Origin of the sequence: Metabacillus mesotrionivorans (assembly GCF_052171315.1) — a bacterium.
In the GTDB taxonomy this organism is placed as follows: Bacteria; Bacillota; Bacilli; order Bacillales; family Bacillaceae; genus Bacillus_P.
Genome location: NZ_JBQMFF010000003.1, coordinates 311248 through 335750, shown reverse-complemented (window position 1 = coordinate 335750; position 24503 = coordinate 311248). Strand labels below are relative to the sequence as shown.

Sequence of the window (24503 nt, the reverse complement as noted above, 5' to 3'; positions counted from 1 at the left end):
TTTTGCATATCGAAATCAGAAAAACCAGTATATACTTGGGAGTAGAGGAGGAATGCACCGTGAGAAAAGCCGTACTTAGCGTAAATGGCCTGAACAAGGAAATTGGGGACAAACAGCTGCTTTATAATGTGAACCTGACTGTATACGAAGGAGAATTATTCGGTCTGCTGGGCCCTAATGGCTCCGGAAAGACAACACTGATCCGATCTGTCCTCGGTCTCGTAAAAATGAACGAAGGTGAAATATCCGTCAACGGATACTCCATTAAGACGCATTTTGAAGAAGCGATGAAACATACGGGGGCAATCGTTGAGAATCCCGAATTCTATCCTTTTATGACAGGGTATCAGAACCTGTGCCACTTTGCATATATGCACGACAATATAGATGAAGGCAGAATAAAAGAAGCCGTATCGCTCGTAAAACTGGGTCAAGCCATCCACGACAAGGTTGAGACCTATTCCCTCGGCATGAGGCAGCGCTTAGGAGTCGCACAGGCTATTTTACATAAACCGAAACTGCTGATTCTGGATGAGCCGACAAACGGGCTGGACCCTGCCGGAATCAGAGAGCTAAGGACGTATTTGAAAGAGCTCTGCACAAAAGAGGGAACGGCCGTCGTGATCGCCTCTCATCTGCTGAAAGAGGTAGAGGACATGTGCTCCCGTGCCGCGATCATCCAGGATGGAGAAATTCTTGCTGTTCAGGAAATCGGCAGCCGTGAGGGGGGGCTTCTGACGGTGAAGTTTGAAGTGTCCGATGCAATTCGTGCTGCGGATCTTCTAAAGGAGTACTCGGCTGCAGCTGAAAACAGCGAGATTGTCCTTATTGCTAAAAGAGAAGAGATTCCGGTCATAAATAAAATGCTTATAAATGAACAAATTGATGTGTTTGCCATCCTGCCTCTGTCCAAATCACTGGAGGAAACATTTATTGAACTGACTGGAGGCATGCCGGATGTTTAATCTACTGAAAATGGAACACCAAAAACTGCTCTATCAGAAAAGCACAGCTGCCCTTTTTATAACGCTTGCTGTTATTAGTTTCCTGCTTGCTGCCGGGTCAAAGCAGATGTTCACAGGAGCGGGAGTGGGAGAAAACGTCATTGGCTATCTTTCCTTTTCAACAGGCACTCTATTTATCCTGCCGTTTTTCTCACTGGTGATTGCAGGTGCCATTGTTGCAAACGAATTTAATTGGGGCACCATCAAGTTTCTTTTAATCCGTCCGAAATCCCGATCGAAGATCCTTGCGGCAAAATTTTTGACGGCACTTCTTTTCGGCGTCTATTTCCTGCTTGCTTACTTTCTTTTCTCTGTCATTCTTGGGTTTGTTTTCTTTGGCACATCCGTTGCACCTGATGACAAACTGATGGCGGAAAGTATTGGTCTGCAATACTTGACAACTTTTATTGAAATTGTTCTGATTTCGGGTTTTGCCTTTATGATTTCCTCTGTATTCAGAAACAGCTCTCTTGCCATCGGGCTTTCCATCGTCCTGACGTTTTCAGGCAAAATCATGGTGCAGCTGATGGCTCACTACGGAATGAACTGGGGAAAATATATTCTTTTTGCAAACACGAATCTTAAGCAGCACCTGCAAGGAAACAGGCCGCTGTTTGAAGGAATGACACTTGGTTTTTCAATGTCCGTTCTGTTCGTCTATTTGCTGATTTTCCTATTGGCGTCATGGGCGGCATTTACGAAGAGGGACGTGTCTATTTAAAGGAGCTGAAATGATTTGATTAAAACAGTTGCAGTCAATCACAGCGGAGAAATTGTCCATTCAGTTGACCTGAAAAATTACACGGCCGATTCTTATCGCATGATATGGGTGGATATTTATCCAGAAAAGGATGAAGAGGGTAAAATATTAAAGGAAATCTTTCAGTTTCATCCTCTCGCTATTGAAGATTGTTTTCATTTTTTGCAGAGACCGAAACTTGATTATTACGATGGGTATCATTTTTTTGTTCTTCACTCAATTAATAAAGCGACAATGGAGCCGGAGGAAGTGGATGTCTTCCTGTCAGATAACTATATTGTCACGTTCCATTTACACCAATCAGCAGAAGCAGACCTTATTTATGAAAAAATAAAACAGATTCAGAACTCACAGTTACTTACACCAAATTACGTGTTTTATGAAATGCTGGATAAGCTGGTTGATTTTTATTTTCCCTGTATTACTGAAATGGAAGAGACACTGAATGCTCTTGAGAGCGGAGAGTACAGGATGAAGCAAATCATGAAGCAGGTTTTTGAAACCCGTTCGGGTCTGCTGAAGATAAAAAGGACCGTATACCCGATGCGGGATTTGCTTTACCGCCTGTTAAATTCAGAACGGCTCAATATTCCCGTGAGCGAAAAAACGTATTTTATGAATGTGTACGATCATCTGTTAAAACTGTCAGAGCTGATTAACACAAATATGGATTTTACAGCCGAGATCAGGGAAAACTATCTTTCTGTCAATTCTTACCGTGCGAATAATGTCATGATGACACTGACTGTTATTACAACGATTTTTATGCCTCTCACATTTATTGCCGGAGTATATGGCATGAACTTTGAAAATATGCCTGAACTGAAATGGGAATTTGGCTATTTTTATGTGTTAGGCGGTATGGGCTTTCTGAGTCTGATGATGTTTATCTGGTTTAAGCGCAAGGGCTGGTTTGATAAAGACCAAATTTAAAGGGAAATGCCGGACAGGTCACGTCCGGTATTTCCCTTTTTAAAAGGCTTTGTTAAATCATATTGTTGTTTTCAGGCATGGAAACGTCTGATTTGGTTCCTGTTCTCATTCCGTTAAAGCACCCGTTTATCCTACCAGTGTACTTGAAGTTTATTGCCATTTGGGTCATAGAAGTGAAAAAAAGCATGGCCATTATCTTCTTTTATATCCTCGACCTTAACTTGATTATCAATTAGGTGTTGGTGAAATTCAGATAATTCCGGACTTGTAAAGCCGATGCTGAATTCTTCTTTATCATCAATTGTAAAATGTGCAAATGTTTCATCTTCGGCAGGAACTAAGATAAGTAAGAAAGGTCCTTCATTAATTTTTAAAATTGCACGTTCCTCAGTACTGTTCAGCAACTGAAGCCCTAATATACCGCTGTACCATTGTGCAGACAGTTCTAAATCTTTTACGGGAATTCTAATATAATGTACTTGTTCAATAAATGATTTACTCACAACCATCTCTCCTTCATTTAAACCGGTATATCAAACCCTTTTCTGATAGTGGATTAGATCCTGCTGAAATGTTTTCTCAAGCCTTCTCCAATAAGATTAAACGTCAAGATCAAATAGGTAAGAGCAAGCGCAGGGAAAAAAGGAATCCAAAATCCACTGATGATATCAGACTTCGCCATGCCAAGCAGAATCGGCCAATTCAGACTTGTATTCTGCAATTCTCCGTACCCGTAGTTCAGCTGCACAAATGCCTGCGTAACGAAAATGGACAGGATGCCGAGCTGCCCGAGGAGAAGAGCGACCTTTCCCAAATCCATAAAAAAGTGGATAACAGCATCAGGCAGCAAGTTCGGAAGATAGTGGCGGGAAAACAGGCCAAACGGACTGTTTCCGATTGTTACTCCGGCTTCTACAAATTGCGTATGCGAGATGGACTTCATGGCCTGCTGAAACACATAGGCGACCCGGCCGACGTCTGAAAGGGAGAGAATCAGGACAATCCAATAAACACGGTGGGGGCTGAAGGTAAAGACAGGCATCGTGATAAAGAGAATGGCAGCGAACACGATTGGAAGGCTTGCTGCAAATCCGTTCAGACTGTAGATAAGTGCCCGGGCGGGACTTTTTTCAGGCAAACTGAGCAGCGCAAGCAAAATAGCCGCTCCATACCTGATGATGCTGATGACAAGAATGAGCATCAGCGTCTCCTTTGCACCCATGATGACAAGGCTTAACAGATCGCGCCCGTCTTCATCTGTCCCAAACAGATGCTGCAGAGATGGAGGAAAGGGCGCCCTTTCAAACGCTCCGCTCTCTTTAAAAACCATTCTCTGTTCAATGATCCCCTCCTGCACAGACGGAATCACCGGACCCAGCCATGCGACAAGAACAATAACTGCGAGCATGAAGAGGCCGGATAATAGAGGGATATTCCTCATGCGCTTCCCTCCCTTGGATCAATCCATTTTTTTGCTGTTTCGCTCAGAATCTGAACAGTGAGAACCATGAGCATAAAGCAGATGCCAAATAAAATAATGACATTTGGTTCAATCGCTGTATTCAGTCCTACGCTTAAAACGGGCGTGACATTAAAAGCTTCGAATAGCCTGTAGGCCGCTCCTTTATAATCTGTGAGGTACTCCACAATCAGCAGATTGGACAGAAGATAAATCATCAGGGAGCCCATGTTTGTTAAAATCGGGACGAGACTGTTTTTCAGCATATGCTTGAAGGTAATCATGGCGGAAGGCAGTCCTTTTGAGCGGGCAACCGCAATATACGGCATTCCTTCCTGATCAAGAATCGAAGCCGCTGTAATACTGCTTATGTACAGTGCCGGATAAATGGACACGAGCAAAGCGGGGTACATAAAACTGTACCAGCTTTCGTGCCCGAAAAGATCCACATAGTCCCTGAAATAAATCAGCAAAATCCACTGCAGGGAAAGAAACAGAAAGAAATCAGGCACAGACTGCAGCAGCCACGTAAACCCTTTACCGAAAACAAGCCGAAGGGGCCCTCCGCGTTTTGCATCATATATGCCTTTTAAGATGCCGAGCGATAGGCTGAGAAAAAAAGCGAAAACAATCACTTTCAGACTTCTTGAAAAATAAAGAACGGCTTCATCCTCAGCTGAGCGTTCATACTTTGTTAAGCCGAACGATTTTTCACGGATTATATCTGAGAAAAAACCGGTGAGATTTTCAGAATAAACAGCCCATGAAAATTCGTATTCAAAGACGACAGTCTGAGGCTTCCCTTCTGCACCGATCTCAACATTCCTCGGTAGCAGAACGGTTAAAATAAGGATGATGACAATAACGAAAAACAGCAGGATATGCCTGCTGATGGCCAAAGCTGCTTGCATATAAACACATCCGTTTTCTGAGTATTGTAAAAATTTTACCATTACTTTTGACCGGTGCATAGAAGAAGAGAATAAATTTTCCAAAACAAATTGTGAAATGCTTCACAATATCACTTGCGTTTTACAAAAAGCAGAGATATAATAAAGCCATAAAGGATATGTGAAATCCTTCACAATATTATGTGAAAAACTTCACAAACAAGTTACTCTCAGGGAGGAATTGCTTTATGAAAATTGCAGTTATCGGATGCACACATGCTGGAACAGCAGCAGTTTCAAATATGGCCAACCTTTACCCGGATGGAGAAATAACGGTTTATGAGAAAAACGATAATGTTTCATTCCTGTCATGCGGCATTGCTCTATATGTAGGAGGTGTCGTTGAAGATGCACAGGGGCTTTTCTATTCATCACCCGAGAAGCTTGAGAAAATGGGGGCAGTGATGAAAATGCGGCACGCTGTAACGTCCATTGATTCACAAGCCAAAACACTGACAGCGCAATACCTGGAAACGGGCGAAGAAGTTGTCGACACGTATGATAAATTAATTATGACGACAGGATCCTGGCCTATTGTTCCTCCGATTGAAGGAATTAACCTGGAGAACATCGTCCTTTCAAAAAATTATCAGCATGCCAATACGATTATCGATAAAGCAAAAGAAGCGGAAAAAATTACGGTTGTCGGTGCAGGCTATATCGGCATTGAACTTGTAGAAGCGTTCGAATCCTACGGTAAAGAAGTCACGCTGATTGACAGCGCGGACAGAGTCCTTAGCAAATATCTCGACGTGGAATACACCGAAGTTGTTGAAAAGGAGTTTGAAAACCGCGGGGTTACACTTGCTCTTGGGGAAACCGTTAAACAATTTAAAGGCGAGAATGGGAAAGTGACAAAGGTTGTGACAACCCATGGTGAGTATGAATCGGACCTGGTTGTTCTCTGCATCGGATTCAAGCCAAATACTGAACTGCTCAAAGGACAGGTGGAAATGCTTGATAACGGGGCAATTGTCGTGAACGAGTATATGCAGTCAAGCAACGAAGATATCTTTGCAGCCGGTGACAGCTGTGCGATCCGCTACAACCCGACCGGAAAGCACGCGTATATTCCGCTTGCAACGAACGCTGTCCGAATGGGGACGCTTGCTGCAAGAAACCTGGTTAAAAAGACGATTAAATATATGGGAACACAGGGTACCTCAGGTATTAAAATCTATGATCAGAACATCGCATCAACCGGGATGACAGAAACGGCTGCGTCTTTTGCGGCTATGAATGTGAAAAGTATCACAATCTTAGAGAACGATCGTCCCGAATTCATGCCGACCTATGAACCTGTGATCCTGAAGGTTGTATATGAAGAAGAAACACGGAGAATAGTCGGTGCACAGGTTATGTCCAAAGCAGACCTGACACAATCCATCAATACACTGTCTGTCTGCATTCAAAACAATATGACCATAGATGAACTTGGATTTGTCGACTTCTTCTTCCAGCCGCACTACAACAAGCCGTGGAACTTCCTGAATCAGGCTGGTCTGCAGGCCATTCAATCGTAACTTTCAAAGGCGATCCGATACTTTCGGTCGCCTTTTTTCTATTTTCTAAAGCATCAGGTTCACAAGTAAAGATATAAAATGCATACTTTTGCCAGCAGACATAGAAACTAAGCTCATAGTGCCAGGAGAAGGGGTGAGCAGAGAATGTTTTCGTTTTTAAAAAAGAAGAAGGAATCGGAAAACAAGAAGCCTCAGCCTCAGAATATTGTGTCGCCGGCTGCTGTCAACATTCCAGTTTCTTCTCACTTTAACGTTAATATCGCAAAAATTCTTACCCATCTCGATCACACCGATGATCTTGGACAAAGGCGAATTCAGTTTCAGGGAAAGCAGGCTCTGCTTCTTTACTTTGTTCCGATGATGCAATCCGAGAAAATCAATCAGGACGTCATTGGTCCGCTGCAGCAGTCAGAATCAGGCGAAGTTGAAGACGCTGTTGCCATTGCCTCTATTACAAAAACGAAAGATATTCATGAAGGGATTCACTATTTATGTAAAGGTGCGTGCTTGCTGTTAATTGAAGAAACAGATGTCATTTATTGCATGGATGCCGGCATCAGTCAGGCGCGGTCTGTGGAACAGCCTCAAAATGAGAAGGTCATCAGAGGTTCTCATGAGGGGTTAACAGAAAATCTGGATATTAATCTGAATTTGATCAGGCAGCGGATTTTGGATGGGAGCTTAGTGGTGAAGTATTTACATATAGGGAGTGTGTCAAGAACAAGAGTAGCGGTTGTGTACATCAATCACCTGACGAATCAGAAGTTAGTCAAAAACGTGCTTACACGCTTAAAGACGATTGAAACAGATGCTTTGGATTCCCCCGGAATGATTGAAGAGTCGCTGGAGGAAAATCCGTTTTCTTTTTTTCCGCAGCTCTTAAATACAGAACGGCCAGATAAGATTGTGTCAAATTTAATGGAAGGAAGAGTGGCGATTTTACCTACAGGCAGTTCCTCAGCCCTTATTGCGCCAGTCAATTTCTTTGCTTTTTTCCAGTCTCCGGAAGACTACAACAGCCGTTCGCTTTACGGCACATTCTACCGGCTGATCCGAATATTGGGCTTTTTCATTGCGATCAGTCTGCCGGCATTGTATATCGCAACGATTTCATTTCACTATGAGCTTATCCCGAATGATCTGATCCTGACGGTAAAGAGCTCCCTTGAGAATGTACCGCTTCCGCCTCTTGCAGAAGCCTTGCTGATGGTCATTATTCTGGAGCTTTTAAGAGAAGCGGCTTTACGTCTGCCCACCTCCATCTCCCAGACAATTGGCGTTGTTGGCGGTTTAGTTATCGGGACAGCAATCGTTGAAGCAAATCTCGTATCCAATATGATGATTATTGTCATCGCCCTTACAGCGATTGCATCCTTTGTCGTTCCTTCAAATGACATGAGCACAACATTGAGGCTGCTAAGCTTTCCAATGATGTTCGGGGCTGCGATTTTTGGGTATTTGGGGATTGTCTTTATTTTTGTCCTGATCATTATGCATTTAAGTCTTCTTGAATCGTTTGGCACACCATATTTTTACCCTCTTGTGCCGATGCAGTTTGATAACATGAAAGATTCTGTTCTGCGCATGCACCACTGGTATATGAATGACCGTCCAAGAGATACAATGCCGCAAAGAATCAGGCGCCAAAAATCAATGAGGAAATGGGCGGGACAAAAGAAATGAAGCATACGATTACGCATAAGCAGCTTCTGTTTCTTGTCCTTCAGACCCAGATTGGAATCGGTGTTTTATCTCTGCCCTATAACCTTTATAAAACGGCAGGCAAGGATGGGTGGATATCTGCGTTAATAGCCGGTGCAGCCGCACAGATTGTCATCCTGTTATTTTGGCTGCTTGTAAAGAAATTTCCTGCACACAGTCTTTTTGACATCAATAAACGGCTCTTGGGCAAACATATGGGAACCTTCTTGAATTACGGTTACATTATTTTTTATATTTTCCTTTCAAGTTTGATTGCTGTTTTGTATGTCAACGTTCTGAAAAGGTGGATCTATCACTTTACGCCTGCCTGGGTGCTGATTTTGCTGCTTTCTGCAGTTGCACTCTACTTTGCAAAGGAAGATATCCGAAAATTAGCCAGGTTTTATGTGCTTGTCTCTATTTTGCTTATTTTCTTGTTTCTTTTGACACTCAATGCCTATAAAACGGTGGATATCCGCTATGTATTTCCAGTTGGAGAAAGCGGAATTGTAAAGATTCTGCTTGGCAGCAAAGAGGCGATTATGTCCTACATGGGATTTGAAATCCTGCTGTTTCTCTATCCATATGTAGAAGGGAAGCCTGTTCAGAGCCTGAAAATGGTGTCCCTGAGCAACCTCATTGTTACTCTATTCTATTCGTACATTACGTTTACAAGCCTTATCTTTTTCAGTCCAAAAGAGATGCCGATCGTACCCGAGCCAACGCTTTATCTGCTGAAGGCTATTTCTTACTCTGTTGTCGAACGTGTGGATCTGGTGTTTCTCGCCATTTGGGTTGTTTCGGTTATTACATCAGGACTGATGTATATTTACATCGCAAGCAAGGGCATGCAGAACGTTTCCGGGAAAAAAACCCACCGTCCGTTTGTGCCTGTCGTGGTTATTGCTGTCACCTTGCTTGCGCTGACTCCTGCTAAAAGTGACCGGCTTACAGAAAAGCTTGCGGACATTGTGAACATGTCTTCGATGTTTTTTGTGTTTACAATCCCTGTCATCCTTCTCCTTCTATCATTTGTCAGAAAGGGGAAAACGAAAAATGAACAAGCTTAAGCAGCTGTTTTTAGCCGGGCTTTCGGTGATGCTGTTAAGCGGGTGCTGGGACCAAAAACTTTTGAAAAATACGGTGTTTATGTCCGCAACCGCTTTTCAGGTAAAGTCGGAAGATGAGGTTTTAGTTACCACTTCTATTCATACGTATACAGCGAAGGAGCAGAGGCCGGTCAACAAAACGTATTCAGTGGTTGCAAAATCAACCCGTGATTCAAAAATCAAATTGAATCAAGAGACCTCAGGTTTTTTAATGACTGCAAAAAACAAGGTTTTCCTGCTGCAGGACGACTTGGCTGAAAAAGGCCTTCTTCAATTCGCAGATGTTCTCTACCGTACGCCTGAAAGTCCGCTCAACGGAAAATTTATCATTGTGGAGAAGGACCCAAAAGCCATACTGGAGCTACAGAAGGTAGGAGATGAGCTGATTGGGGAAAACCTTGAAGGATTAATCAAAACAATGGAGTTTGAATCAGCTGTGCCAACTGAAACCATTCAATCCATCTGCACCATTTTATTTGATGAAGGAAAAGGATTAATGCTTCCTTATATGAAGCTTAATGAAAGCAATCAGGCAGCAGAGGTCACAGGCGCCGCACTTTTCCACAAAGATAAATTTACCGGTGTGACAATCAATACAGATCAGACGAAACTGCTGCTTGCCTTGAGCAATAAACGAAACAAAGCGATGATGATCAATGATACGATTCCGTTTAAAGATGAGCAGCTTACCGTGTCCTATGAAATCTCACATTCAAAAGGCAATCTGAAAATAGAGAAGGATGGCTTGAATAAAGTAAAGGTCAAACTTCCTTTCAAAGCAGAGCTCGATATTATGGAATTCCCGCATGACCGCCTATATGAAAAAAGTGTCCTTGAAAATCTTCAAAAAGGCATCGAGAAAAAGCTTCAGCAAAATGTGGAAGAAGCCATTTCCATCATCCAGGAAGCAAACTGCGACTATCTCGGAATCGGCAGGGAACTCATTGCCTATCACCCGGAATTGTGGAAAGAACTTGACTGGGAAAAAGACTATCCTGAAATTTCAATCGAACCAGACGTGTCGGTTGAGATTGTCCATCATGGGATAATTAATTAGCAGGGTACTGACAGGCGGCATAACCCGCCTTTCGGGCCCTGTTTTTTTGTAATGGCGTCACTCCCGCTAAGTGGTGACGCAAGTCCAGGGTTGGGAAGGTGAAAAGTGGCGTAACTCCGCTGAGTGGTGCCACAAGTCCAGGGTTGGGAAGGTGAAAAGTGGCGTAACTCCGCCGAGAGTTACCACAAGCCCAAGGTTGGAAAGGTGGAAAGTGGCGTAACTCCGCTGAGTGGTGCCACAAGTCCAGGGTTGAGAAGGTGAAAAGTGGCGTCACTCCGCTGAGTGGTGCCACAAGTCCAGGGTAGGAATTGTGAAAAGTGGCGCAACTCCGCCGAGTGCTGCCACAAGTCCAGGGTAGGAAAGGTGAAAAGTGGCGCAACTCCGCCGAGTGCTGCTACAAGTCCAGGGTAGGAAGTGTGAAAAGTGGCGCAACTCCCCGGAGCTAACCGGCTGATTCCGCTTTTCGTTGATGTCCAGCTCCATCAGCCAACTCCTCCGTCAGAACAAAATCGCCCAAAAAGGCAAACCCGGCCTTTTCGTTCGATTTCTTATCTGCCTATCGGAGCTAACCGGCTGATTCCTCTTTTCGTTGATGTCCAGCTCCGCTTCCCAAACCTTCTGTCAGAACAAAATCCCCCGAAAAGTCTAAAACCGGACTTTCCGTGTGATTTCTTATCTGCCTGCCAGGTCTAAACGGGAAGCTCCGCTTTTCGTTCCTTAATTTTAGAATTTTTGATATATTAAAGGTAAGAAAGAGAGAAGTGGAGGGGATGGACACAGATGAAGAACCTTGAGCAAAACTGCGGCGGGAAGGTCCTATCTCAGGAGAAGCTTGATGCGCTGAGGGAAGCATATACAAATCAGCTTGAGAATTCTCCAACTGCTTTTTTGATACATGAAGACCGTAAATGGACGTACGTTAATCCTTCTGCTGCTTCGATGCTTCAGTACGGCAGCAGGGAAGAGCTATTAGGAAAGCCCATATGGGATTCAATAGATCCCCAATACAGAGAGAACATTGAACAGAGAATTTTGGATGCGAAGTGCGGGTATACACCGCCTGCAATGGAGCAGCTGTGGTATACAAAGACAGGTCATCCTGTATATGTTGAAGTAACGTCGCTCCCGAATGTATGGGGAGATTCACAGGAAACCCAGGTCATTATCCGGGATATAACGGAGAAAAAACTGCTTGAGAAAGAGCATGAAGAAACGATCAGGCGCTTTCGTTTAATTACGGAGAACATGAGAGATATCGTCGGTCTGCTTGATGAAGAGGGGCTGTTCACGTATGTTTCGCCGTCCTTTAAAGAAGTGCTCGGCTACGGGGCAGAAGAGGTCATCGGATCCAGTCCGTTTAAGTTCGTTCATCCTGAGGACAGGGAACAGATTGCTGAACAATTTTATACCATGGTGACAGAAAACAGGCAGATGACGGTTGAGTACCGCTATCTTTGCAAGGATCAAACCTATATCTGGCTTGAATCTCACGGCATTCCTGTACAGGAGCAAAGCCACCTTAAACACGCCATAGTTGTTTCAAGAAATATTACACAGAGAAAGATGACCGAAGAGCGGCTGAGAAAAAGCGAGAGTAAATACAGAATCATTCTTGAACACAGCAATGATCTGATTTGTGTCGTAGATCTTGAAGGGAAATATAAGTATGCTTCCCCTTCCTACCGGAAAACCCTTGGCTATGAACCTGAGGCTATGATTGGTGAAAATGTCTTCAAGTATATAATGGAGAGTGATCATGCGCAGACGCAGGACATCATCTCCACCGTCTTTACAACAAAGGAGCCTGTCACTCTCCCTTATCATAAAATCAGCCGTTCAGGACAAGCCATGCTCTTTGAAGGCAGAGGAATGGCTGTCATGAATCAAAAAGGCGAGCCGGAAAGCATTGTGTTTATTTCGAGAGACATTACTGAAAAAAGAAAAGTAGAAGAGTATATTAAAAATTATGAAAAGCTGACGGTTTTAGGTGAACTTGCAGCAGGTGTCGCGCACGAAATCCGGAATCCGCTGACATCGATAAAAGGGTTCTTTAAACTTTTGACTGAAAAGAACAGAGATGAAGAAGATCAGACGTATCAGAATGTTATTATTGATGAATTAAGCCGAATTGAACAGATTGTCAATGAATTCATGGCCCTTGCGAGACCGCAGGCCATTCATTTAAAAGAGCGGACAAATCTCGTTCAGCTTGTGAAGGATACCGTTATTCTGCTTAACCCGGAAGCAGCTTTGAGAGATGTTCATATCGAAACGGCATTCGATGCGGAGGAATCGCTCATCGAATGCGAACGAAACCAGATGAAACAAGTGTTTATCAATGTCATGAAGAATGCCATTGAAGCCATGTCTGATGGGGGCACTTTGAAAATCTACGGGAGCGGCATAGACGGCTCTCTTTATAAACTTACGTTTGAAGACAATGGGGCAGGCATTGATGAAAAAAGACTGAAAAAGCTTGGGACACCGTTTTTTACGACCAAAGAAAAAGGAATTGGCCTCGGGCTTACGATCAGCAACAAAATCATCACAGAGCACAATGGCGAATTTAAAATGGAAAGTGAAGTTGGAAAAGGAACCAAAGTGACCGTCCTTTTAAAAAAATAAACCTTCAGCCCGTGTGCTGAAGGTTTTTTGATATTCCGGTTTTTTCACTTAAACAAATCTGCAAATTCACTGTACCCTTCCTGTTCCAGATCCTCTGCCGGAACAAACCTGAGAGCGGCTGAATTGATGCAGTATCTCAGGCCTGTCGGCTCCGGTCCGTCGTCAAAAACATGGCCGAGATGCGAATCCCCGTATTTGCTCCGCACTTCTGTCCGGACAGTGAAAAAACTGCGGTCTTCTTTTTCAATGATGTTTTCTTTAACCAACGGCTTTGTAAAGCTTGGCCAGCCTGTTTTTGAGTCATATTTGTCTTTTGAGCTGAAAAGGGGTTCGCCTGATACGATGTCCACATAGATGCCGTCGTCTTTTAAGTCCCAGTATTCGTTGTTATACGCTTCTTCGGTTCCGTCTTTTTGTGTCACTTCATACTGGATGTCTGAAAGACTTTCTTTAAGTTCCTGTTCAGAAGGCCTTGAGTAGACGGAATCAGCAGGAGTCCTTGCATCATTCTTTCCCCAGACTTTTTCAAGGAACTGGTCCCTGCCTGAATTGTCCCTGTAGTATTTATATCTGATTTCATTCTTTTTGTAATAATCCTGATGATACTCCTCTGCCATGTAAAAGGTTTTGGCAGGGAGGATTGGTGTGACAATTTCTTTATTAAACCGCCCTGACTGGGCGAGCGCGGCTTTTGATGACTCCGCTTCTTTTTTATGCTCTTCGCTGTGGAAGAAGATGGCGGTTGAATACTGCTTTCCGCGGTCGACAAACTGTCCGTCCGGATCGGTTGGATCTACCTGTTTCCAGTACACGTCCAGAATTTCCTTATAGGAAATGGTTTTTGGGTCGTACACAACCTGCACGGATTCAACATGTCCTGTCTGACCTGATGAAACGTCGTTGTACGAAGGATTCTCTTCTTCACCGCCCGTATAACCAGAGATAACTTCCTGCACCCCGTCAAGCTTTTCAAAAGGCGGTTCCATGCACCAGAAGCATCCGCCTGCGAACGTTGCCACTTCAAGGTCTTCTTCCTCATAACTGGCTTTTACCGGCGTGCTTCCAGTCGATCTAGTAAAAAGGGCTTCGCCTCCCTTGACCATGACAAAAACAAGGCTTGGTATCAGCACGATCGACATGATGATTTTTGAGTTTCGTTTTTTCATATCATCCCATCCTTTACCTTTATAAAAGGTAAAACGTTAATTGAGTTAAAAAAGATCACTTTTCTATATAAAAACTACCTAATTTTTTTCAGCAGGGACAGTTTTAATGTGCTGTCTGATTACACGGGCCGCAACATGTCCAAAATGAAAAGAAAAGAAGGTGGGGCCAGTATGTCGCAAAGACGGATTTCAATCAGCCTGTTTGCGCTTTTGTTTGTTTCCTATATCGGGCTGTTTGCCTGGCAGCAGGCTGTCTTTTTTCAGAAGCATCAGTCGTTCTATGATGAGCTTCATGCTGTCATGAAATCATCAAGAGAAGGTGACTGGGCAGGGGCTGCGGAAAAAGCAGAGAACGTGGAAAACATGTGGGAGCGCGGAAAGGTCATTATATCCATTAAAAGCGGAGGTACAAACCAGGCTCTCCTCAATATTTCACTCAAACAGCTAAAGGGCGCGATTAAGGAAAAAGATTTAAAATCCGCTATCCGGGAGGGTGAAACTTCTATGATGCTGTTTGAAAATCTGACCTCTGTTACACCAAGGTTTTAGGAGGAAACTATGGGTGATTTCTTAACAGATTTATCAATCTATATGATCCGCTCTGTGATTGTCATTGCCGGAACGTGGCTTGTAACCAATTTTATCGGGAAAAAATCAATCGCACAGCTGACGCCTTATGAAATAGCGATCCTATTTATCCTTTCAAATGTGGGCGCACAGCCCCTCGTGTCCATTGATACGTTCAAAACAGCGTTCGGAATGGTGATCCTTGGAATCAGCATTATCCTGATTTCAAAAGTGTCGTTATCCAAGATGTTTTACGGAATGAATGCAGAACCGGCGATTGTTATCTCAAATGGACAGATTGACCGCCTGCAGCTGAAAAAGAACCGGATGAGTATTTATTCTCTGTTATCTATGCTGAGAGTACAGGGTTATTTTAAGGTAGAGGATGTAGAGTACGCCATATTGGAGCCGAGCGGGGATTTGTCCGTGCTGCCGAAAGTGAGCGCAAGGCCGGTTACGCCGGAAGACTTGAATCTTAAGCCGGAACAGGATGTTCTCTCCTATGCGGTCATCATTGACGGCGACATCAAGGAGCATGCCCTGGTGTCTGTTCAGCAGTCCAAAGAGTGGCTGATCAATGAGCTGATGGCCCAGTACAAAACAGCGAGCAAAGATGTGCTGTATGCTGAAGCCGACAGCCAGGGGAATTTGTTTGCAAACATCAAAAAAAGCGGGGCGTAATGCCCCGCTTTCTTGTCTTTCGGAAATTATTTTGCGCTTCGTTGTCTAGCTCCAGCACACAACTCCTCGGCCAGAACAAAATCCCCCAAAAAGTCAAAACCGGACTTTCTGGGGGATTTCTTATCTGTCTGTCGGTGCTAAACGTGCGCTTTCGCTTTTCTGATTATGCATGGCTCTTCACTCTGCGGGAGTAAAAGCGTCCGATGAAAATGACGACCGCAAGAGCCGAACCCGCTGTTAGGAGCATGCCGTCCGGAGTATGGTGGCTTCCGGCGAGCTGCCATAGTTTATAAGGGATAACAGAGATGGAAGCGAGAATAAGAAACCCGAGGTAGATTTTAAGTATTCCTTCTTCTTTTTTCTCGGATTGTTTTAATTTTGCAAGAGAGTCCAATGAAAAAACCAACAGAAGCAAAGCAGCAGCAATAACAGCGATATCTCCCATTTTTTCACCTCATTTATTTTTAAACAAACGTTTGATTAACAGGTTTAAGCTTGATATACGGGTCTTTTGATATGAGCAGATTTTCCTCTGCTTCTTTATTTTATCAAAAAAACCAGCTGGAAAATGGGGAGAATGAAAGGTTTATATGAACATTTCTTGAATAAAAAGGGTAAAGAAAAAGAGACGGAGGTGGAAGCATGGATTTTCGTATTGAAAAAGACACAATGGGTGAGATCAAGGTTCCTGCTGATAAGTTTTGGGGTGCCCAAACACAGCGAAGCAAAGAAAATTTTGAGATTGGGACAGAGCGTATGCCGATGGAGATGATTGATGCGTTTGCGGTTCTAAAAAGAAGTGCGGCTAAGGTGAACAGCAGCCTTGGCATGCTGAGTGAAGCGAAAGAACATGCGATTGTACAGGTTTGTGACGATTTTCTGGCCCGCAGGCTGGACGGACATTTTCCGCTTGTTGTCTGGCAGACCGGAAGCGGTACCCAGAGCAACATGAACGTCAATGAAGTCATCGCGAACAGGGCAAACGAATTGCTGAGAGAAACGGATGAGACCGTTCATCCAAATGATGATGTGAATATGGGGCAGAGCTCCAATGATACATTCCCTACAGCGATGCACGTCGCAGGAGTTCTTGCTGTCTTTGATTCTCTTATTCCCGCCATTGATAAACTCTATCTGACGCTTTTGAATAAATCAAAGGAAAATGAAGATGTCGTAAAGATTGGGAGAACACACCTGCAGGATGCTACACCGCTTACTCTTGGCCAGGAAATCAGCGGCTGGGTTCACATGCTTCACAAGTCCAAGGACATGATCAGGCTTTCCGTTGAAAAGATGCGAGACCTTGCCATCGGCGGAACAGCGGTAGGAACGGGTATTAATGCGCATCCGGATTTCGGGAGGCTTGTGGCTGAGGAAATCAGTCTATACACAGCTACAAAATTCCAAACATCAGAAAATAAGTTTCATGCACTCACTAGTCATGACGAAATCGTGTTTGTGCATGGTGCACTTAAGGGGCTTGCCGCAGATCTTATGAAGATTGCAAACGACGTCAGGTGGCTCTCAAGCGGACCGAGGTGCGGGATTGGCGAAATTACCATTCCTGAAAATGAACCCGGAAGCTCCATCATGCCCGGAAAAGTCAATCCGACTCAAAGCGAAGCCATTACCATGGTCGCCGCTCAAGTGATGGGAAATGATGCAGCAATCGGCTTTGCAGCCAGTCAGGGAAACTTTGAACTGAACGTGTTTAAGCCGGTGATCATTTATAATTTCCTGCAGTCTGTCCGGCTTCTGTCCGACTCGATCCATTCCTTTAATGACCACTGCGCCATTGGCATAAAGCCAAATTTAGCTGTCATTGAGAAAAATCTGAACGAATCTCTTATGCTCGTCACGGCTTTAAACCCTCATATCGGATATGCAAATGCCGCGAAAATTGCAAAGGAAGCCCACAAAGAAGGCATGACGCTCAAAGAAGCAGCAGTAAAGCTTAATCTACTGACCGAATCAGAATTCGATGAGTATGTGAATCCGCTTGATATGATTGGCCCGAGAGGAGAATAGACAGGTGTGCCGCTCACTAATAGAGCGGCATTTTTTATGGAAAAATATAACTTTTAGTGTATAATCACTTTTGAAGGGAGATGGAAGATCATGTCAAGGAGATTTATTGGAGCTGTACTTATTTTACTTGGCGCAGCTGCCATGGCAGTTAATGTTCTATGGTTCCAAAACCACGAACTGTATAATGCTGTGAGAATCGCTTCATTTGTGAGTTTTATAGCGGGGTTTTTGCTGATTCCGAGGTATCAGGAAAGAAAGAATTCATAGAAGAAGGTTAGGCCGTTATCTAAGAAAAAACTTTCAGACCAGTTTCCTCCCACGGGAATGAAGGAGCAGTTTATGCAAAGGAACGATAAAAAAAGGCTCATAGATAAGAAATACAGAGAGATCATCAACCAAAAGAAAGATGAAAAGAAGCACACGACAGAGGCGTTTTTTATTATTCTGTTTTTTGTTTTGGTTTTTGTTCTGAATGCATTCTTTAAAGGATTTTAATTGACTGGAAGGCTGTAAGAAAGTGTTTCTTCGTCTTTATAAACACTCAGAGTTAACTTAAATTAAACAATCCATGGGGTGATAGAATGGAAGAAACAGAAAATAAAAAGAAAAGTCCGCCTGGGATAATAACCGGACTTATGGTCTTTATACCGCTGGTTCTTGGCGGATTCATACCTCACATCGCATGGATCTATTTAATGGGTGCTGCAATCTTTGGATACAGTATTTACCTTAACCGGAAATCAAAGAGTATTGTTTTAAAAGATAGTTCTTTGTTTTTATTCTTTATCGTCTGTATTTATCTTATGGAAAGGCTAATTTAAGAATTTCCACCTATTGTATAAAGTGAAAGGAACCGCTGCCTGACTTGCCGGCGGACCTTTCTTCAGCACTTGTGCCAGATGTCCCCGTTTGACAGCCGTTAAAAACAACTTCTTTTAATGCATCATTCATCAAAGCAAAGCAGATAGCAGTGACAGCGAAAAAAGAAATGGGAACAAGGGCAATCCATTGCTGAACATACAAGTAGCCGAGGCTGTCTCCAATCATTCCGGACCATTCATAGGAAAAGGTACGAGGCGGATCACCCGCCATACTGTAGGAGACGACGGTTCCTCCGAAAAACAGTTTAAAGACCCCTAAATGTGCAAGGAGAAGCAGCACCTGAATGAGCTGCTGGCTAAAAAGAAGCATCCAGCGTTCATAGAGGACAGGGATGATGTGTTTCATGAAAAGATGTCTTTTTCTTCCGCCAAGCGTTTTTGAGGCTTCGATAAAGCTCTCATTAAGGATCATCCGGATTTCTTCTGAAAGCTGCATCGTAAGGGACGGGACAGCGATCAGGACAAGAACGGCCGTATGAAAAGCAGATCTCTCAAGCATCGTCGACTGAAATCCTTCGGGAGGCATCCACAGAACGCTATGCAGAATAAAAAAGGCAATGATGGTCTGTGGAACGACTGAAAACGGCTCGCTGAGAGTCTGGAAAAGCTTAAAAAAGAAAGGCTTCAGCGAACAGACAAAATAACTGAAAATCAGGGAGCATATCATCCTCAAAAGAGCGATTAACACGGTAAGGCCGATGGTATATTTCGCTCCTTCCACCATCATATGAAGAAGATCGTAGCCGAAACGGTCTGAGCCGAGCAGAAATACTTCAAAAGGAGCATAGGGCGGAGCATGTTTTATTCCGCCATCCGAATCTTTTACATATCTGATCTGCTGAATGTCGCCGTCATTAATGAGTGTATTTCCAATACTTAAAAGCATAAGGGCAGACAGAAAAACAAAACTGATCAGAAACCTCTTTTTCTTAAATAATTGGACAATCATTTACTGAGTTTCCTTTCTGATAGAGCTGCTGATTCCTTCAAAAACCCTGTATAAAATGAAAAGCGGAATAAAAAGAGTGATACAGCTGAGTGTAAAAACCTCAGGTGTCGAAGCAGTGAAGATAAAATTCAATAATCCGTTTAAGTTAAACAGGTATTCAACCACAGCCATGGTAGACAGCATGGACCAGAACACTGTTTTTGCCGAACCGAACAGTGCGCCTGCAATGTTTCTCATTACATGTATGTTCAGAATATAAGAATAGGAAAAGCCCATTGAACGCACCAGCTCTATGTATCTCTTATCTAACTCTTCCGTTATGTACTGAATCAGCATTTTTGAGAGGAAAAAAGAGACAGGCAGGGCTATGCACAATATGGGAAGAAGGACGGCCTGATTTTCAGAGCCCGTCGTTGCAAACTGGGCAAGTTTGATGCCTGTAGCTTTTAAAAATGCAATGACGCCTATCTGCAAAAGGACGAAAATCATGACATCCGGAACGGCTTCCAGGATTCCCAGCAGTTTAGTGATTTTTTTCAGTTTTTTTCGCATCAGCATAAGGGCAGCGTATGCTGTAGCAAACGAAAAAAAGAATGCAGCCGCAGCGCCTCCGAGGAAAATCGGGAGGGTGATACCGGCGCGTTCCGCGATGATAGGCACCATGGGCACTCCAAAATATGTCATTTCATGCAGCATGAGCAGCTGCATGGCGATTTCTGCTGTCTTTTCCGCGTAGCCGGATGGATCAAATTGAAAGCCATTGATCAGTACCGGAAGTGAGCCAATCAGGATGAAAACCGCGATGGAAAGAAGAATCTGCAAAGCGAGCAGCAGGAGCTGCCTGCCGAAAAATTTCACGCGCCAAGAAAGCTCTGCCTCTACCAAAGCGGCTTATCCTCTTCAATATATTCATAGTAATAAGGCGAAAAAAGAACAGACAAAAGACCAACTGCAACGATGGCGCCAACTCTCACGCTTGTGGCAGCACCAAACATTGTGCAGATAACGCTTGCAGCAATAATCGGACCGGCAATAAGAAGGGTTCCTTTTGTCCGTGATTTCGGTGTCGGATACAGCTTTGTTCCGCATTTAGGACAGGTGAGAATTCGGGTGAATTTCAGTGATGTCGTAAGCGTCTCCTTCCAGGAGAAGGAATAGCGGCAGGATGTGCAGACTGGAAGTTTCAATGGTGGAGCCTCCTGTTGTTTTCTTTTTATTTTAGCATGTTTATAGAAAAATTTAACATAATCATTTCTATGAGAGTGATCTATTTGTATAATAAGAGGATAACATACTAACCGGTCAGTCTGAAAATCTCGATGAAATGGGGAACGTATATGACAGCCTATTGGCCAGATTATCTTTCTGAAACGTTAGTCTATCAACAAGGAGAGAAACCTCTTCATGAGTACATGTTGAGGCACGCCGAAGAAAAGCCTGACTCGCCAGCCTATATTTACTATGGAAATATGATTACGTGGAAAGATCTTTACAGAAAAACCTGTCAACTGTCAGCATACCTGAGCCGCAATGGAATTGGCCAGGGTGATGCCGTTGGGCTCTACATGCAAAATTGTCCGCAGTATATTATCGCCCACTATGCTATTCAAAAAATTGGAGGGGTGGCTGTTCCGCTTAATCCGATGTACAAAGAATCCGAACTGTCTTATTTCCTGAAAGAGTCAGGCATGAAAGCTGTCATTGCAGGACAAGAGCTGTTTCAAAGAGTAAAAACAGCCGCAGAATCAAATAAGACTGATCTATTGGCGGTAACGGTTCACTACGGGGATTTCCTGCCTGATACTCCAATCTTTAAGCTTCCTTCCGAATTGGAAAGGCAAAAACAACAAAAATCGTCTGCCAAAGATATTCAGGACATTTTTCAGCATGAGGATCCGCTGGTAGAGAGTGCTGCTATTGATTTATGGGAAGGCGAAGGTCTGATGGTCTTTACTTCGGGAACAACAGGCAGGCCTAAAGGAGCCCTGCTCTCTTACGGAAGTTCCCTTTACAAAACGGCGGCAACAGCTCAGGCAAATGAGATGAGAGAACAGGATGTTTCTCTTGCCGCAGCGCCGCTCTGCCATATTGCAGGGATGGTCATGGGGGTAAACATTCCTGTTTATACAGGAAACACGTGTATTCTGCTGACAAGGTTTGACCCCGAAACTGCCGCCGAGGCAATTGAGACCTATAGAGTGACTGCCTGGTACAGTATTGCCCCCATGAATGAAGCGATTCTGAAGACTCCGGGGGCAAAAAACAGGGATTTATCATCCTTAAAGCATAATCCGGCAACAAGTTTCGGAACGGCCGTAACAAAAGAGCTTGCTGACAGGTGGAGTGAGCTTACAAAGGGATGCCTGATGCACGAAGCATCATACGGACTCAGCGAAACTCATACATGTGATACCTTCATGCCAAAAGATAAAATTAAGTTTGGAAGCTGCGGAATACCGGTCTATCAAAATCACATTCTGATTGTGAATCCTGAAACCGGTCAGCCGTGCGAACAGGGAGAGCGCGGAGAAATCGCGGTCCGCAATCCGGGAATGTTTAAAGGATACCTGAATAGACCGGATGAAACCCAGAAGACAATTGTAAACGGCTACGTGAGGACAGGGGATATCGGAATGCTGGATCCGGATGGCTATCTTTACTTTTACGGACGGCTGAAAGAGATGATAAAAACTTCAGGCTACAGTGTCTTTCCCGAAGATGTCGAGACGCTGCTGAACGAACATCCAGCAATTTTGCAAAGTGCGGCAATCGGAATTCCCGATGAAGAAAAGGGAGAACGCGTCAAAGCTTTTGTTGTGCTTGCTCCTGAATATAAGGGCAAGGTAACAGAGAATGAGATATCAACATGGGCAAAAGCGCATATGGCCGTCTATAAATCTCCAGGAGAAGTTGAATTTCTGGACGCCCTGCCTGCCACGAGCTCAGGAAAAGTGCTGAGAAGGGAACTAAAATCAGCGAGGGAGGCAGCGAAATGAAAACACATTTTAACGAGGTCGATAATGCAGTACTTGATTTGGACAAAAGAAAACAAAAAGCGCTCCTGGGAGGAGGACAGGATAAAATAGACCGTCAGCACAGCAGCGGATTTTACACGGCGAGAGAAAGAATTGCCCTGCTTGCAGATGAAGACAGTTTTCTTGAGCTTGGAATGCTGAATCATTCAGACAAAGAAGGAGCAGCCGAAAAAAGCTACGGGGACGGTCTGATTACAGGTCTTGCAAAAGTCGACGGACGGCCTGCCGTTGTAATGGCCGGTGATAAAACAGTTTTTGCCGGCACTGAGGGAGCAGTCCATATCCGCAAATCAAAAAAGGTACATGAATATGCTTTAAAAAGAGGTCTGCCACTTTTTAATCTGAATGAAGGCGGAGGCCTCAGAATGCCTGATGGAATGGGCTCTGACGGGATCAGCGACAAGCTTTTCCCGCAGGAAATGCTGACTCATTCGAGGCAGGTTCCTTTAATGACGGCGATTCTCGGCGACAGCTTTGGCGGCCCAACATGGATGGCCGTTTCATCTGATTTCGTCACAATGCTGAAAGGAACCTGCATGGCGATTGCAGGGCCGAGAATGCTTTCTATGGCTACCGGACAAAAAGTAGAAACGGAAGAGCTTGGAGGCTGGAGGGTTCATGCGGATCACACGGGCCAGTCAGATTCTTTTGGCAATACGGAAGAAGAATGCATCCTTCAGATGAAAAAATTCTTCAGTTATATGCCGCTTAACAGCGGGGAGGAGCCCCTGTTTAAAGAAACAAATGACGATCCGTACAGAAACCTTGAAAGGGTTTTTGACATTCTTCCGAAACAGAAAAACAGAGTCTATGATATGAAAGAGATGATTAAAGACATCGCTGATGAAGGGGAGATGTTTGAGTATAAAGCGGCGTACGGGGAAGGCCTGATCACGGCTTTTGTGAGAATGGGAGGGAGAACGGCGGGCATTGTGGCCAACCAGCCAAAGAAATTTGCGGGTGCAGCTGGCCCGAAAGAGTGCGATAAAGCCATTGATTTTATATGTTTATGTGATTCTTACCATATTCCGCTGATTTTCCTGCACGATACTCCAGGATTCAGAATAAGCCAAGATGCTGAGCGTGAAAAAATGCCGACTAAAATAATGATCTGGAACCAGGCTCTTGCACAGTCCACTGTACCTAAGATTTCAGTTGTCATCAGAAAAAGTGTCGGGGCAGCATACGGAAACATGTGCGGTCCTTCAATGGGAGCGGATTTCGTTTTTGCCTGGCCGACAGCCGAGATTAATTTCACTGGACCTGAAGTTGGGGTTAATGTTGTGTTTGGAAGACAGCTGCAGGAAGAAACCAATCAGACAGAGGCACGGAAAAAGCTGCTCGAGCAGTGGGCTTTTGACAGTTCTCCCTATAAAGCAGCTTCCAAACACTACCTTGATGATGTCATTGATCCAAGAGATACAAGGAAATATTTGTGCAAGGCGCTGGAATACGCTTCATACAAAAATGGAACGAAAAGCGAGCGCAGGCTTGCCAATTGGCCTACAGGCTATTAAAATACCTGTTCGAATTCAGGAAAGTCCTCTATAATAAAAAAGCTATTATTTTCCAAGGGGGATTTCACTATGGTTCGGACAGCTTCAAAAGCCATCATTTTAAGGGACGGAAATCTTGTTGCCATCAAGAAAGAGGATGAGCAGGGCTATTATTACATTCTGCCTGGCGGCGGACAGGAACAGGGTGAGAATCTGCACGAAAACCTGCGCAGGGAATGCCTTGAAGAAATAGGGGTAGAAGTAGACATTCACGAGCTGGTATTTGTCAGGGATTATGTCGGCGGAAACCACGGATTTGATGATCAGGGATTTCATCAGCTGGACATGATGTTTCTTTGCACCATTAAAGAGGGCCAGCCCGAACCATCAGCGGGAACGGTGCCGGATGACGGGCAGGTTGGGGTAGAATGGCTTCCTGTAGATGCATTGAGGGATCATAGGCTGTATCCCATCACTGTGAGGGATGAGATTATGAAGCTTCATCTTGGGGAAAAGCCGGAGAAGGTTTATTTGGGGGATGTTAATTAGCTCACCTTTACTAACAACGGATCCTGCTAG

At 44.1% G+C, this 24503-nt stretch carries 25 protein-coding genes; 17 read left to right on the top strand and 8 right to left on the bottom strand.

Going from position 1 to position 24503, the window contains the following annotated elements; genetic code table 11:
• Positions 1-59 precede the first annotated feature (59 nt).
• The 3 genes from ACTSEZ_RS11590 to corA are packed head-to-tail and all read left to right on the top strand — an operon-like array spanning position 60 to position 2697.
• Entirely contained in the window at positions 60-965 is a 906-nt protein-coding gene (locus tag ACTSEZ_RS11590; RefSeq protein ID WP_369734363.1) for an ABC transporter ATP-binding protein, read from the top strand.
• Positions 958-1725, top strand: a complete 768-nt coding sequence (locus ACTSEZ_RS11585; RefSeq protein ID WP_369734362.1) for an ABC transporter permease — start codon at positions 958-960, stop codon at positions 1723-1725. The genes ACTSEZ_RS11590 and ACTSEZ_RS11585 overlap by 8 nt, the downstream gene beginning before the upstream one ends.
• Positions 1726-1740: 15 nt before the next feature.
• Positions 1741-2697, top strand: coding sequence for a magnesium/cobalt transporter CorA (gene corA / locus ACTSEZ_RS11580; RefSeq protein ID WP_369734361.1), 957 nt, complete (start codon positions 1741-1743; stop codon positions 2695-2697).
• A 131-nt stretch (positions 2698-2828) separates the two neighbouring features.
• On the opposite strand, the gene ACTSEZ_RS11575 is transcribed toward corA, so the two are convergent.
• The 3 genes from ACTSEZ_RS11575 to ACTSEZ_RS11565 are packed head-to-tail and all read right to left on the bottom strand — an operon-like array spanning position 2829 to position 5067.
• Positions 2829-3200 (bottom strand): VOC family protein, encoded by a 372-nt coding sequence (locus tag ACTSEZ_RS11575; RefSeq protein ID WP_369734360.1) that lies wholly within the window; start codon positions 3198-3200, stop codon positions 2829-2831.
• A gap of 53 nt (positions 3201-3253) precedes the next feature.
• A complete protein-coding gene (locus ACTSEZ_RS11570) occupies positions 3254-4138 on the bottom strand; it encodes an ABC transporter permease subunit (protein ID WP_369734359.1) in 885 nt (294 codons plus the stop codon).
• Positions 4135-5067: an ABC transporter permease subunit gene (locus ACTSEZ_RS11565; RefSeq protein WP_369734358.1), complete on the bottom strand. Its 933-nt coding sequence runs from the start codon at positions 5065-5067 to the stop codon at positions 4135-4137. Before ACTSEZ_RS11565 ends, ACTSEZ_RS11570 begins: the two co-directional genes overlap by 4 nt.
• Positions 5068-5294: 227 nt before the next feature.
• On the opposite strand from ACTSEZ_RS11565, the gene ACTSEZ_RS11560 reads away from it, so the two are divergent.
• The 5 genes from ACTSEZ_RS11560 to ACTSEZ_RS11540 all read left to right on the top strand — a co-directional run bounded on the left by ACTSEZ_RS11560 (position 5295) and on the right by ACTSEZ_RS11540 (position 13121).
• Complete coding sequence (locus tag ACTSEZ_RS11560) at positions 5295-6629, top strand: FAD-dependent oxidoreductase (protein ID WP_369734357.1); 1335 nt, start codon at positions 5295-5297, stop codon at positions 6627-6629.
• A 144-nt stretch (positions 6630-6773) separates the two neighbouring features.
• Positions 6774-8312, top strand: a complete 1539-nt coding sequence (locus ACTSEZ_RS11555; RefSeq protein ID WP_369734356.1) for a spore germination protein — start codon at positions 6774-6776, stop codon at positions 8310-8312.
• Positions 8309-9400: a GerAB/ArcD/ProY family transporter gene (locus ACTSEZ_RS11550; RefSeq protein ID WP_369734355.1), complete on the top strand. Its 1092-nt coding sequence runs from the start codon at positions 8309-8311 to the stop codon at positions 9398-9400. Before ACTSEZ_RS11555 ends, ACTSEZ_RS11550 begins: the two co-directional genes overlap by 4 nt.
• A complete protein-coding gene (locus tag ACTSEZ_RS11545; protein ID WP_369734354.1) occupies positions 9387-10496 on the top strand; it encodes a Ger(x)C family spore germination protein in 1110 nt (369 codons plus the stop codon). The genes ACTSEZ_RS11550 and ACTSEZ_RS11545 overlap by 14 nt, the downstream gene beginning before the upstream one ends.
• Positions 10497-11276: 780 nt before the next feature.
• A complete protein-coding gene (locus tag ACTSEZ_RS11540) occupies positions 11277-13121 on the top strand; it encodes a PAS domain S-box protein (RefSeq protein WP_369734353.1) in 1845 nt (614 codons plus the stop codon).
• A gap of 44 nt (positions 13122-13165) precedes the next feature.
• Here ACTSEZ_RS11540 and msrB read toward each other — a convergent pair whose 3' ends face one another.
• Positions 13166-14107, bottom strand: a complete 942-nt coding sequence (gene msrB, locus ACTSEZ_RS11535; protein WP_369734488.1) for a peptide-methionine (R)-S-oxide reductase MsrB — start codon at positions 14105-14107, stop codon at positions 13166-13168.
• Between the two features lie 351 nt (positions 14108-14458).
• Between msrB and ACTSEZ_RS11530 the strand changes: the two genes are divergently transcribed.
• Positions 14459-14836 (top strand): DUF4363 family protein, encoded by a 378-nt coding sequence (locus ACTSEZ_RS11530; protein ID WP_369734352.1) that lies wholly within the window; start codon positions 14459-14461, stop codon positions 14834-14836.
• Positions 14837-14845: 9 nt separating this feature from the next.
• Entirely contained in the window at positions 14846-15535 is a 690-nt protein-coding gene (locus tag ACTSEZ_RS11525; RefSeq protein ID WP_369734351.1) for a DUF421 domain-containing protein, read from the top strand.
• Positions 15536-15698: 163 nt separating this feature from the next.
• Here the strand turns inward: ACTSEZ_RS11525 and ACTSEZ_RS11520 are convergent, their stop codons facing one another.
• Positions 15699-15980, bottom strand: a complete 282-nt coding sequence (locus ACTSEZ_RS11520; protein ID WP_342825104.1) for a hypothetical protein — start codon at positions 15978-15980, stop codon at positions 15699-15701.
• Positions 15981-16177: 197 nt separating this feature from the next.
• Between ACTSEZ_RS11520 and fumC the strand changes: the two genes are divergently transcribed.
• From fumC to ACTSEZ_RS11500, 4 genes are all read left to right on the top strand, one after another.
• Entirely contained in the window at positions 16178-17563 is a 1386-nt protein-coding gene (gene fumC / locus ACTSEZ_RS11515) for a class II fumarate hydratase (protein WP_369734350.1), read from the top strand.
• Between the two features lie 90 nt (positions 17564-17653).
• On the top strand, positions 17654-17830 hold the full coding sequence (locus ACTSEZ_RS11510; protein WP_369734349.1) for a hypothetical protein: 177 nt from the start codon (positions 17654-17656) through the stop codon (positions 17828-17830).
• Between the two features lie 72 nt (positions 17831-17902).
• A complete protein-coding gene (ynzI, locus tag ACTSEZ_RS11505) occupies positions 17903-18058 on the top strand; it encodes a small membrane protein YnzI (RefSeq protein ID WP_369734348.1) in 156 nt (51 codons plus the stop codon).
• Positions 18059-18144: 86 nt separating this feature from the next.
• A complete protein-coding gene (locus tag ACTSEZ_RS11500; protein WP_369734347.1) occupies positions 18145-18384 on the top strand; it encodes a hypothetical protein in 240 nt (79 codons plus the stop codon).
• Between the two features lie 10 nt (positions 18385-18394).
• On the opposite strand, the gene ACTSEZ_RS11495 is transcribed toward ACTSEZ_RS11500, so the two are convergent.
• Genes ACTSEZ_RS11495 through ACTSEZ_RS11485 form a run of 3 tightly spaced genes read right to left on the bottom strand, consistent with a single transcriptional unit; the run spans position 18395 to position 20580 of the window.
• Entirely contained in the window at positions 18395-19393 is a 999-nt protein-coding gene (locus ACTSEZ_RS11495; protein WP_369734346.1) for a peptide ABC transporter permease, read from the bottom strand.
• Complete coding sequence (locus ACTSEZ_RS11490; RefSeq protein WP_369734345.1) at positions 19394-20278, bottom strand: ABC transporter permease subunit; 885 nt, start codon at positions 20276-20278, stop codon at positions 19394-19396.
• Positions 20272-20580, bottom strand: coding sequence for a TIGR04104 family putative zinc finger protein (locus tag ACTSEZ_RS11485; protein ID WP_369734344.1), 309 nt, complete (start codon positions 20578-20580; stop codon positions 20272-20274). The genes ACTSEZ_RS11490 and ACTSEZ_RS11485 overlap by 7 nt, the downstream gene beginning before the upstream one ends.
• A gap of 150 nt (positions 20581-20730) precedes the next feature.
• Between ACTSEZ_RS11485 and ACTSEZ_RS11480 the strand changes: the two genes are divergently transcribed.
• The 3 genes from ACTSEZ_RS11480 (at position 20731) to ACTSEZ_RS11470 (ending at position 24473) form a co-directional block, all read left to right on the top strand.
• A complete protein-coding gene (locus ACTSEZ_RS11480; protein ID WP_369734343.1) occupies positions 20731-22389 on the top strand; it encodes an AMP-binding protein in 1659 nt (552 codons plus the stop codon).
• Positions 22386-23945: an acyl-CoA carboxylase subunit beta gene (locus tag ACTSEZ_RS11475; protein WP_369734342.1), complete on the top strand. Its 1560-nt coding sequence runs from the start codon at positions 22386-22388 to the stop codon at positions 23943-23945. The genes ACTSEZ_RS11480 and ACTSEZ_RS11475 overlap by 4 nt, the downstream gene beginning before the upstream one ends.
• Positions 23946-24014: 69 nt before the next feature.
• The gene (locus ACTSEZ_RS11470) at positions 24015-24473 is read left to right on the top strand and encodes an NUDIX domain-containing protein (protein WP_369734341.1); all 459 of its coding nucleotides are present in this window, start codon (positions 24015-24017) and stop codon (positions 24471-24473) included.
• Positions 24474-24503 lie beyond the last annotated feature (30 nt).